This is a genomic window from Acinetobacter amyesii (assembly GCF_002018365.1).
Classification (GTDB): Bacteria; Pseudomonadota; Gammaproteobacteria; order Pseudomonadales; family Moraxellaceae; genus Acinetobacter; species Acinetobacter amyesii.
Genome location: NZ_MVKX01000013.1, coordinates 20,927 through 34,086, shown reverse-complemented (window position 1 = coordinate 34,086; position 13,160 = coordinate 20,927). Strand labels below are relative to the sequence as shown.

Here is a 13,160-nt window from a genome sequence, read left to right as displayed (position 1 = left end):
TAAAGTGTTTCCGTTAGCTATTTTTAGTTAATAAAAAAGGCCGAGCATAAGCCCGACCTTTTTGAAAGAAGCGAGATAAGTGGCTTTTAAGGGTTTATAAAGTACCAGTTTATAAACTCTACCTCTTAAATCTAGCATTCAGTGTAAATAAGGAGTAATCAAAATTCAACAAGTTTGTTGTATTTTGCAACTTTTAAGAAGCTGAATTAGATTGGAAGGGTAGCTGTTTTCTCCATAAACTTTTGTTTATTAGGAGCAAAGCAATGACTTTGACAACAGGTGGATATAAGTTCCCACGTAAAAAAACTTATGCAGCGGGTATCCTTGTTAAGTTGCTTGACGGCAACACTATTACGAATGCTCAAATGATGGCAGAACTAAATTGCCCTCATCCAGCTACGGCAATGAGTCATCTGCGTAAGCGGTGCAAATGGGAAGATTTCATCAAAGATAAAGATGGGCCAGCTATTTCAGGTATGGGTGATAGTACACATGCCAAAAAATATTGGTTAGATCCCTTAGAAATCTTAAAACTGAAAGCAAGCGATCCGCGTGTAGAAAGTTTTTTAAAGACTAATCGTAAAATTTAAGAAGTAAGTTAGCTTTAAAGTGAGGTGTCCTTCGGGATGCCTTTTTTATTACAACAATAAAATAGAAATAATATACTTAATAAAGCATGAAAAATTTTAGACATCATTGAGACTTTGTTGCACAAACCTACCGATAACGTCTTATTCGGCAATATAATTCGCAAATGAATAAGCCTACGCCTAAAATTTATCGTACAACCAATTGGTTATCCTACAATCGCGCTTTGATCAATCGTGGTAATCTAACAATTTGGTTTGATCCTGAAACTCAATGATATGTGCAGTCACAAGGCAGGCATGGTCGAAATCAAACTTTTCCGACACAGCCATCCAATGCTGTTTAATGATTAAATCCTTATTTCGTCTGTCTTTAAGCATGGTCACTGGCTTTGTTCAAAGTCTCATTCATCTTTGTAGATTAGATTGGCCCCCCCAGATTATTCCACCATCTGCAGAAGACAAAAGCATATTGATATTCAAAATAGTTATGAGAAGAGTTGCTATGGACTGCATCTACTCGTCAATTCCACGGGCTTGAAGTTTTTAGGTGAATGGAAATGCAAGAAACATCAGCCTGAATATCGTCGCCAATGGCGTAAATTACATCTTGGTATATATGCTAACACCCTGCAAATATGCGCTGTTCAGCTCACAACTAATAATGTGAGTGATTCTCAGGTACCTGGTGGTTTACTTGATCAGATTCCACAAGATGAGCAGATTGACTCTGTTTATACCGATGGAGCTTATGACACCAAGTAAGGTCGTCAGGTCAGTGCAGATCGGCCAGCGTATGAAGTGATTCCGCCAAGAAAAAATGCGAAACCTTGGAAAGATACAAAAATCAGCTCGCTAGAGTGAAATGACTTACTTCGAACAGTTAAACGTTTAGGCAGGACACTATGGAAAAAATGGGCAGGCTATCATCGGCGAAGTTTAGTTGAAACCAAGATACATTGCATCAAATTATTGGGGGATAAACTCTGTGCGAGAAATTTTCAAAGCCAAGTCAATGAAATTCATGCACGTGTGGCAGTATTAAATAAATTTAAGGACTTAGGCAGACCTCATACCCAAGTTGCAACTTAAATTTGAGTAGATATGGGAAATCTAAATTTTTAAATCTTTGTGCAACAAAGCTTAGCCAAATTAAGAACACAACTTAAAATTGATCCTATCTCTAAACATGGTGAATTAGCATTACTGTTAGTCCATCTTTTTAAACGCTTACATGACCTAAGCGGATGGGACTTTAATTGGATTCAATATTTTCTTAAGACTAAAAATCGAGTAACTAGTGGAGTTCCAAAAGAGCAAATTGAAACTGTTCGTGGTTTAATCTTAGTTCTTAATTTTGTCGAAGCAATTCGAAGTTAACAATATGTGAATTGAACTGACGAACATTAAAACTGTGATCTTTATAGTGGTGAAACAAGGCTACTTCTCTTTTAATTATTAGTATAAAAAATCATAAGTATCAAATCCAACCAATTGAAATATAAAAATTATAATATATTCTTATACATCTCTAAAAATAGATATTTATGCTTTTACTATTTTGAGAACTTTAAAAAGATATTTAATAAATAATTCAAAGAAGTATACAGAGGGGGGGGAGCTATGCTTGAAACTACTTTAAAATCTAAAGCAAAAGAAGGCATCAACCTTAGATTTATTGAACTTAGTAACTTTCGTAGACTAAGTGAAATTCAACTAAATCTAGATCCAGAAACTACAATTTTGGTTGGTGCTAATAATAGTGGCAAGACTTCTATCCTTGCAGCTTTGCGCCATTTTCTTGCGGATGGTTCTCCTTTTAGTGCCTTTGATATAAGTATTGCTCAATGGTCAAAGCTAAGAGCTTTGGGGGAGACTTGGGAAAAATTAACTGAAGATCCATTTACTAATAATGATTCAGAAGAAGTTTGGCATGAACAGTTAGAGATACTATTAAATACAATGCCAACAATTGACCTATGGTTTGATGCTGACATTGGTATGTATCATTATGTTGCTCCATTTCTTTCCACATTTGCATGGAAAGGTGGTGCTTTCGGTGTGCGTTTACGATTAGAACCTGTAGCAAACATAGAAGAATTAAAAAATCTAGCTTGGACTTTTAGTAGCGCTCGTAGCCCTATTAAAGATATGGGCGATGATTCATTAGCTTGGCCCATTGATATAATTGACTTTTGGTTGAGAGAGCCTCAGAAACTTGGGCAAGTTCGTGCGTACAAGATTAATAGCAAACATAATCCTATTACTGAGCTACAGTCTTATGTCACCCCTAATCTAGATATCAATAGCCTTCCTGTAGATCGTAAACATCTATCTCGATTAATTCGAGTGGATTTTATCGCTGCACAGCGTGGATTGGGTAGTGAAGAAGCTGAGTCAAAGTCTACCTCTGGAGCACATCGAATAGGCATGTTTTCAAACCAATTGGTTAAGTTCGCACGTCAACATTTGAATGTTTCTAGTTCAGGACATAGTCAACGGGCAGATCTTATTAAAGCTGTTGCTTTAGCCCAAAAAGAGTTGGATGATAAAATCCATTTAGCTATTGCCGATTCTGTAGAAGAGGTTAAAGAACTTGGCTATCCTGGTTTGCATGACCCACAAGAAATTCGCTTTCGCACACGTATTCAAACATCAAATTTACTAGACCACGGAACAGCTGTGCAATACAGTATGCAAAAGGATTCAACAGAATCACTTTTACCAGAATACTCTATTGGGCTTGGATATCAAAACTTACAATCATTAAGTTACCAACTAGTCTCCTTTAGGGCTTCTAGACTTAATCCTGAAAAAGGTTCTCCTGTGCCAATTCATATAGTTATGATTGAGGAGCCAGAAGCCCACCTTCATGTTCAAGTACAGCGAATATTTCCAAGAAAAGCACATAAACTTATCAGCCCTACAGATAAAGACTCGCTAGGTTTAAAAAGCCAATTAATAATAAGTACTCATTCAAGCCATCTAGCACATGCAGAAAATTTTGATCGTCTTCGATATGTTTGTCGCTTAACAAAAAAAGGCGAAAATCAATCACCTATTACAGAGGTGGTTAACCTTGCAGATGTATTTGGAAATGATAAAAAAACCCGTGCATTTGCAGAGCGTTATTTTCGCGTTCAGCACACAGACTTATTATTTGCCAACGCAGCTATTTTTGTTGAGGGTGTTGCAGAACGTATGCTAGTACCACTTTTTATGGAGCGTGATTTCAAAGCACTAAATAGCCGTTATGTATCATTCTTGGACATAGGTGGAAGTCATGCACATCGACTGAAACCTTTAGTTGAAAAACTTCGCATCCCAACAGTAATTATAACTGATATTGACCCATCCGCAGTAAAAGACGGGAAACTTAAGAAAGATGGCACGCCATCTAAAAGATTAGTTGCTGTTCCTAATACTGGTCAAAAAGACCTCCAGTGTGGTAACCAGACTTTACGTGGATGGCATCCAAAACTGGAACAACTTGATGATTTTAAAGAACCTGAAGACACCGCACTGATATGGAGTGAAATAGAAGGATGTCCCGTTCGCTTTAGTTGGCAATTACCTATAACTGAACATAAAGACTGCTGGCCAAGTACATTTGAAGACTCTCTAATCCTTACTAATTTATCTTGGTTCAAAGGGTTACTTAAAGATGAGTCTGATGAATATGAAGAGCAGGATGAGGAAGAACATGAGTATGAATATGAAAAACAAACGCCAAAAGGCGCTCTAGGTTCTATTGCAAAATTGGCAGAGGAAGAAACTAATGCTCAACAACTTCTAGAAGAACTACACAAGCTAATGCACGGTTCATTCAATAAAGGAAATTTTGCGGCGAATATGTTTGAGTTAATCTCTTCAGGAGAGGATATCAAGTGTCCAGAGTACATAAAGAGTGCTTTGGTCTGGTTGCAAGATCAACTGGAGCCAAGTAATGGAGTACTAGAATGAATAAGTCCATGATTGATATTGAAAACGAGCGTGATGCAGGGGTTGTCGACGAAATCTGTGGTTATTTAACTAGCTTGCCTCCCCGCAGCTATTTTCTTTTTGCTGGTGCGGGTTCTGGTAAAACAAGAACTTTAGTCGAAGTTTTACGTCGTTTAACGGGTGTTGTAGAACATGCAGAAGGAGGAAGGCTTGCAAGACAGTTACGCTTATATGGTCGCTCAATCCGTGTGATTACATATACAAAAAATGCTGTTGCTGTCGTAAATGGGCGCCTCGGGAATAATGACTTGGTTGAAGTATCTACCATACACGCATTTTGTTGGGAGCTTATAAGCGGATTTAATGATGATATTCGAGCTGCCCTCATTAGTATCAAAGAAGCACAACATGCAAAGGAAATGGCTGAAGCGCTTACTAAACCAAAGGGAATTACCTCAGCCAAACAACGAAATCTAGATGAGATTAATGAGGATATTGAATCTTATAGAAAAATTGACGTATTTATCTATCATCCGGATCGTGAAACTTATGGTCTTGGTGCATTAGCCCACAAGCATGTCCTAGACGTAACTGCTTGGCTTCTCCAAAATAGACCGACTCTCCAAGCAATTCTTAAAGACCGATATCCCATTGTGCTTATTGATGAATCTCAGGATACAATGAAGGGTATGTTGGATGCATTGATAAGTCTCACAGACCCACATGCTAATGGTATAACTATTGGGTTACTTGGTGACCATAGACAACGTATTTATGCGGATGGTCATGCAGATCTGCCTAGGTTAATACCTCAGAGTTGGGCCACCCCGAAACTACAAATGAATCATCGAAGTCAACGTAGAATTGTGGATTTAATAAATACAATATGGGACGCGGAACTTGTAGGAAGAACTCAACCAGTTAACGGAATAATGCAACATTCAAGAACTGAGAAAACTGGTGGTCTTGTACGAGTTTATATTGGAGATACGAGCTTTTCTCCTGAGGAGAAAGTTCGAGGTGAGCATTGGTGTGCAGACCAGATATTTAAGGCAAGTGGAATAGAGGCTTGGTCTACTAAAAAATTCCAGTTGCTTGCACTTGAGCATAAATTAGTTGCAACCCGCGGTTCTTTTCTTGATGTTTACAATGCTATGGATTTATTAGATCCGAATTCTGCCGCCCCGAGCGGAAGTGGTGAAAATAAAGGACCAACTATTGTAAAAATACTCTTGAATGAACTTGCAGATCTAGAGGGATGTCTTGATTCTTATGGCGTTATTAATGAGTTTAGAATTACTGAGATTCTTAATCGTTATGAATGTCTTGATGAGATACCCGAAGACCCTAAAACCAGAGAGATTCGTGTAAAAGAAATATTAGATGCTATTTCAGCTTTTTCATCCGCTTGTTCAAATTCAGATTCGACGGTGGCACAAGTACTGGAACCAATCATAAGAGTTAAGTTATTTAAAGTTGATAATCGATTAGTTGAGGCGCTAAATGACAATTCTCCTCCACCAGCTGCACCAGTAAGAGGTAAAAAAAATGAAGAGTCTAAGCAATCTCGAATTAGACGAGGATTATGCACTCTCTTTGCTTCTCCGTGGAGTCAATTAAAAGGATATCGGAACTATCTTTCAGGTAATTCAGTTTTAGCTACTCACCAAGTAGTAAAAGGTTCTGAATTTCCGCATGTTATGGTTGTTATGGACGATATTGAGGCAGGAGGGACACTATTTGGTTACGATAAACTTTTCGGCGGGAATGAATTAAGCCAAAGAGATAAAGAAAACTTTGCGGTAGGTAAAGAAACAGCCATAGATAGAACTCTCCGCCTTCTTTATGTAACTTGTAGTAGAGCTGAAGAATCTCTAGCACTCGTGCTATGGTCATCAGCTCCAACATTAGCTATAAAAAAAATAAAGGAGAGCGGTTGGTTTGCTGAGGATGAAATTCAAGAAATTAGACTGGATTGATATGAATTGGATAGCCACCGATTTTGTAGACACTCTTTAGTTAGATAAAATGGCTAATTAACGAGGTGTTTATCAGCAGTAGCAAAAGATATCCTGAAGAATTCAAAATTGAAGCAGTAAAGCATGTGACTGAAAAAATTCATAATGTGGCTGAAGTGGCTTCACGTTTAGGAATCACCACACATAGTCTGTAAGCATGGATAAAACGTTATGATCCTCAGCAACCTAAAATCACAGAATTTAGTGATCCACTTGCAGAATTGGCAAAGTTAAAAAAAGAACTACAACGAGTCACCGAAGAATGGGACATATTAAAAAAAGCGGCGGTGTAATTCGCAAGCCAGTCCAAATGAGGTATGCCTTTATTCAGGACAATAAGCACAATGCCCTGTTCGTCGTTTATGTTTAACTTTAGATGTTCATCACAGCGGCTATTAAGCATGGTTAAAGCAACCCATCAGTGAGATTGCTAAGAAACGGCAACAGCTTTCAGGTCTCATTAAACAGTTCTGGCTCGAATCTGGTGGAGTTTATGGCTATCGTAAGATTCACTGTGATTTAAAAGATATCGGTGAAGGATGTGGAATTAACTGGGTATATCGACTGATGAAAGCCGATGGGCTTAAATCACAACGCGATTATCGCAAGCTTCGAGCTTATGCTGGTATTCCAAATATCTTTGCTACAAACACTTTAGACCGGCAATTTAATCCAACTTAGTTTAATCAGTGATAGGTGACTGATATTACATAAATTCGTACACACGAAGGTTGGTTATATTTTGCGGTGGTGATTGATTTATTTTCGCGTCTTGTCGTTGGCTGGTCTATGAAGTCGAGAATGACCACAGATCTGGTTTTAGATGCATTATTGATGGCTCTGTTGCGAAGGAAGCCGAAGCATAAAGTACTCATTCACTCAGACCAAGGTAGACAATATACGAGCCATGAATGGCAAGCTTTTATCAAGTATCATAATCTGAAAAGCAGTATGAGCAGAAGAGGAAATTGCCATGATAATGCCGTTACTGAGAGCTTCTTTCAGTTGCTAAAGCGAGAGCATATTAAGAAGAAAATTTACGTATCAAAATCAGAGGCTAGAGCAGATATTTTTGAATATATTGAAATGTTTTATAATTCAAAACGAAGACATGGTTCCAATGGACAACGTTCTCCATTAGATTATGAAAAAGGACCATCAAAAGATGGTTATGTGTGTCTAGAATTTTGGTGGCTATTCAATATCATATTTTATGCGTGAAATAAAAATCACTTAAGTTATTGAATTTTGGTTTAAGTAAGAAGGATATGAAGTTATTGTTAGGTGTATCGGATTTAACATAATCTATATTATACGTAACCAAACTGTTAGAAACCATTTAAAGTGTCTGGGTAATCCTCCGATAAATAACCGAAATTAAAAGTAGAGGTTAAGCAGCCATTAGAGGTGGTCTTCCTGCTTTGTAAACGTGCCAAGAAATACACCATATATTGATGTTTATAACATCAATATATGGTGTAGAGTAATAGTTAAAATTTCCTGATCCATTTCTAACTATCACACAAGACCTCTTGCTTAACATTTATATGTTGATCTTCTATCCATGAATTTTTTCGTCCATTATAATTTTTTATTTCAAACTGATAGTTCTCAAATATCGTTATTTCATAAAACTTTAACCGCCAATTTTCAATGGGATATCTATCAATACTTAAGGGGACACATTCCTTAACATTAACAAGTTGTTGAAATGAGCACACTATTGATTTAGAAGATATTTCAGTACAACTATTCCAAAATCCTATTTCGTTCTTTGGATAAATACTATGTAAATGAATCCAATTTAACTTTTCATCTTCTGTCAACGATTCTCTATTCCTATATAGCGTTTTTTCAGTGGAATGAGAATATTCGAAATTTGATATACAAATCCCATTTTTTAAAAAGCACTCAGAATTATCGCTAAAAATAGCGATAATTCCAATAATTCCAATAATTCCAATAATTCCAATAATTCCAATAATTTTACTTTTTTTCATTTTGGTGCTGGCTTACATGATGGGCAACTAGGTTTATTAAAAAAGTGAAATGAATAACCGTCTTGGATATAATTAGTTCTACCATTACTCGCGACTCTTCCACCTATTATCGTTTCCATATTTCTTAAAAAAGTTTTACCTACACTTGCTACTCCACCATTAGAACTAAAATCATAACTATGTTTTTCAAAATTATAAGTATCATTATACAACTTTCCATTTATATTCATTGTCAATTCTCCAAATACCCAATATCCACTATCATATGGTGATGGCATCGTAAATTTACTTGATGGTATCCAATCTCCAGAATTATTTCTATAAGCTACAACTTCTACAGGTAACCGATATTGATTTGTTGTAGGTGATATATTCCAATTCCCATTTGGGGCAACCATCAAACGATTTGCGTTAACCCATAAATCCTGTCCAGAACCGCCATTAAAAGATAAATTTGCATTAGCTTGGCTAACAGTGGGGGGAATTCCATAGAAATAATCCGACGAAAATGTTGTTTGATAAGAGAAAATGCTACTCATCGAACTTGACCAATCCCCCAACCACCCCCATCCACCGTATAAAGCATCCAATCCACTTGGGTCAATATTACTAATAGGATTATTTCCAGCATAAGCATATGGATTTAAGCCACCTTCTAGCCCAATTGGATCAGGCTCCATATACCGACCTAGCTCAGGGTTATAGTAACGATTTAAGTTATAATGTAATCCTGTAAATTCATCATAATACTGACCAGGGAAACGTAAATTAAACTTAACACTTCCTGTCGGTTGCCCGACACCAAATGCAGAACTTTCCCATATCCAAACAGCATTATCTGTAGAATTATCGACAAGCATACGCGGGGTATTATTATGGTCAGTGACTATTGCATAAATTTTAGATGAACCTCCACTACCATACACAGCTGCAACTGGTGTATTTCCCATCCAAATATATTCAACAATAGGTGTCCCGTTTGCTGCATATTCTCCTATCAAATTACTGCTTTCGTCATAAATGTATTGAACAGCACCTGCATACCAATTTCCATATGTATTGATTGAACGAATAGTTCTTTCATTCTTATGGTTATATGCCATGTAATACTGACCAGATGAGCCACCGGAATATCGCATATGCCCATTACCATCATAGCTAGATAAAAATGGAGCAAAACGTAATTCACCCGTCGCTAAATAACTGGCACTTTTTAAAATAGTAGTTCCGGATTTTACAGTAGTTAGACGATTTGTATTCGCTGCATAAGTATACGTGATTCCAGGTCTCGCAGTACGATTACCATTTTTATCATAAGTATATGATCCTGATTGATCGCTTTTTAATCTTCCTGCTTTATCATAAGTGTAGTTATGAGTATTATTAATTTTATTTATTGAGGTGATTCTTCCATCTGCATCAAAATTATAATTTTCTGAATATAAAATACTGTTATTTCTATTCATAAAATTAATAGATTTAGTCGCACCACTTCTAGAAGGGTCATATGCTATTGAATATTTGGCACCTGTATTTTCAATGTTCCATGAAATTAATTGCCCTAAATTGTCATAAGAAATATTACTAATAAAAGGGTTACCAGCAATATCTACTGAGGCAATACGTCCTTTATTTCCATCATAGTTATAGGAAATAACTCTCCCTGACGGCATGGTTAGTGAAGTAAGCTTATTTGCTGAACTATAGGAATAGCCTACGTTGAGTGATGAATTTACTCCCCCCCAAGCTGTAATTGCCTTATTAGTTTGAGTTTTTCCGATAATACGATCTAAATGATCATAGCTATAGTGTGTATCTATACCAAAAGAAGAATTTGATGAAACTCGGTCTGTACGACCAAATCGTGAAGTATCATAAGTATATTGATAATTGTAGGCATAGGCTGGGTCAGCTGAATTTTCACTTGTACAATTTACGCTCACTTCTCGACCCAGCGTATCAATACCTGAAAACTCGCAATTACGACCACCATGATATTTATTGGTTACTTGATCATTTTGATTATATGCATAAGACTTTGTTGCATAATCATTATTTATTTCATCTTTAACTAGTGTGCTGTTAATATAATTAAATGGGCTCGAACCAGAATTTACAGCATCTTTAGAAGAAATTAGGTTATTAGTTTTATCATAGGTTTTTTTGCTAATATTACCTTCACCATTTGTATAAGATGTATTCCGATTTAAAGCATCATAAGTCCATTTTTCAATAATCCCTAAAGCAGTTTGTGTTTGAGTAATATTACCATTTTTATCATATGTGAATGTTTTCCATAATGAAGTGGAATTTGTTCCTGATCCTGATTTAGAGATACGCCCAACAATATTTATTTCATTATATGTAGAAGATGCACCGTCAATAGACTTAATTTCTCCTGTATCAAAATATGATTGAGTCGTAATACTGCCATCTGGAGCAGTTGTTTTAGTTAATCTACCAAGACCATCATAATCATATAAAGTTGTTTCATTATCTGAATTAGTTTCAGATTTTTTACGTTTTAAATAATCATAAGTATAAATTATTGTATTGCCATAAATATCTCCTGTGTCACCACCATTTCCAGTAACTTTAGCCTGTAGTGTACCATCTACATTATAGATAAACTTTTCCACTAAACCCGAAGGATAAATAATCCGCTCTGGTTGAGAAAAGCTATTATAATTTAGATATTTAGTTACTACTGTAAGGTTATTGACAACTTGAGTCTCTGTTAACTTATTACCAAACTCATCATAAACAAATGAAACATTATCATTAATATCAGATCTAGGACCATCAACATTGCTCACTAAACCATAATTTGCTTGAGCTTCATCTGTATAATATGAATATCCTATTGTTTTTTTATTACCACCTTTAGGATATGAAATAACCTGCTGCGTAATCCATCCCTTTGAATCAATAGTATTAGTTACTATTTGACTATCAGTAACAATGGCATTAGGTATGGGATAGTTATTTATCAAACCATTAGATAAGCTTGTATAGCTATAATTTGTTGATTGACTATCAATATTTCCTACAGCAACAACTTTTTGTGTCAATCTATTTAAATTGTCGTAAGTATAATTGGAAATATTACCGTTATAATCTTTTAATGAGCTTATTCTATGTGTATATGGATTATATGTCACTGATCTTATCGGAGATGTTCCACTTACAATACCTGGATAATCATTACTAATTGTCATCGTTACTGATGCTTTAACCATCTTACCTAAATCAGCCTCATTGACATAACTACCTAAGCTTGCAGTACTAATTGTATAATTAAAGGTTTGTTTTTGCCCATTTACTGTAAATTGATTTGCAAATTTTCCGTTAGCATCATCATATGCCGAAATACTTTCCTGTACTTTTTGTCCATCAACAATTGAATAAGATGATATTTGTGTAGTATAGACATTAAATGTAGATGAAGTACTTGTAGTTTTTCCTATAACATTCCCATAAGAATAGGCTCTTAATACATTCTCATTCTGATCAGTTACTTTGTTTAAAATTGGGTAGTTCCCTTCATTTCCATCAGTAATATTACGTCCAGTACTTTTCATAACATACTGGATTAGATAACCTCTGATTTGATTTTCATAATGAAAAAAAATCTTTCCACCAACAATAGAATTAATCTCTGAAATTGTATAAATGGTGTCTATCTTACTTGGATTTGCGATACTTTTTATCTGTGATTCTTTATATGTAATAGCTGATTTTTGAACACTATTTCCACTTATAAGTTCAACAGAAGTAATTAGTTTTCTTTCTAAATAAGATTGATTGCTTGCACCAATTTTTTTATATTCACGAAAAATATTTAAAACATTATTTCTATTATCTTTTACTTGTATTAAGTTAACGTTATTATCATAGCTTAGCTTAAGCTTTTTACCATCTAAATATTCAATTTTTGTGAATCTAAATAAGTAACTTGGTATTGTAGTATTACCAAATACCGAGTCTAAACTTTTCGAAATAGCAGCAGTATATTTTATACCATCTTTTTCAACTATGATTGCGCCATTTAATTGACTGAAAGAAATTTCTCTTAAATTATTAGAATAAAAACTTTGCGTTGGAAATTGGCCCCCACCAGTGTAGTACAATCGCTTAATTGTTCCAGCACCATCCTTAGTGATTAAATATTTTTCACTACTTCCTGGTAGTTGAATAATAAAAGTACTTTGGTTAGTTGTCGGAGCTGTACTAGTAATAATTTGGCCAGAATATTCATTAGTCCAATCCGCTACCCCTCCTTCATCTAATTCTTGATAAAGATCAGGACCTCCCTCACCATTCAATCTTAAAGAAGCATGGTATTGCATTGTAAAAGGAATATTTCCTTTTACTAAAGGAATATTTTGTATAATTTTTCCACTAAGTAAATCATATCCTTGTGTTTTTGCCTGAATTCCAGGAGTCATAGCTAAATTATTAGATAACGCAGTATAGTCTGTATTTGTGACTGCATATGTGGCAATTGCATAGAACCATACACATAGCATTGTTATTTTTTTTAACAAAATATTCATAATTCATTCATTATTTTAATTTAACTATGCTAAATTAAATTAATTAACAAGAAAACT

The 13,160-nt window shown here is 35.3% G+C and carries 5 protein-coding genes and 2 pseudogenes; 5 read left to right on the top strand and 2 right to left on the bottom strand.

Features of this window, described 5'->3' with window-relative positions:
- Positions 1–263: 263 nt before the first annotated feature.
- From B1202_RS16015 to B1202_RS15990, 5 genes and pseudogenes are all read left to right on the top strand, one after another.
- Complete coding sequence (locus tag B1202_RS16015; RefSeq protein WP_078191592.1) at positions 264–590, top strand: hypothetical protein; 327 nt, start codon at positions 264–266, stop codon at positions 588–590.
- A gap of 164 nt (positions 591–754) precedes the next feature.
- Positions 755–1,679: pseudogene (locus tag B1202_RS16010) on the top strand (IS5 family transposase).
- A 531-nt stretch (positions 1,680–2,210) separates the two neighbouring features.
- Positions 2,211–4,550, top strand: coding sequence for an AAA family ATPase (locus B1202_RS16000; RefSeq protein WP_078191590.1), 2,340 nt, complete (start codon positions 2,211–2,213; stop codon positions 4,548–4,550).
- Positions 4,547–6,508, top strand: a complete 1,962-nt coding sequence (locus tag B1202_RS15995; RefSeq protein ID WP_078191589.1) for a UvrD-helicase domain-containing protein — start codon at positions 4,547–4,549, stop codon at positions 6,506–6,508. Before B1202_RS16000 ends, B1202_RS15995 begins: the two co-directional genes overlap by 4 nt.
- A 71-nt stretch (positions 6,509–6,579) precedes the next feature.
- A pseudogene (locus B1202_RS15990) lies at positions 6,580–7,768 on the top strand (IS3 family transposase).
- A 290-nt stretch (positions 7,769–8,058) separates the two neighbouring features.
- Here the strand turns inward: B1202_RS15990 and B1202_RS15985 are convergent.
- Together B1202_RS15985 and B1202_RS15980 are read right to left on the bottom strand one after the other, a co-directional pair.
- The gene (locus B1202_RS15985; RefSeq protein WP_078191588.1) at positions 8,059–8,547 is read right to left on the bottom strand and encodes a hypothetical protein; all 489 of its coding nucleotides are present in this window, start codon (positions 8,545–8,547) and stop codon (positions 8,059–8,061) included.
- The gene (locus B1202_RS15980; protein ID WP_078191587.1) at positions 8,544–13,103 is read right to left on the bottom strand and encodes an RHS repeat-associated core domain-containing protein; all 4,560 of its coding nucleotides are present in this window, start codon (positions 13,101–13,103) and stop codon (positions 8,544–8,546) included. The genes B1202_RS15985 and B1202_RS15980 overlap by 4 nt, the downstream gene beginning before the upstream one ends.
- Positions 13,104–13,160 lie beyond the last annotated feature (57 nt).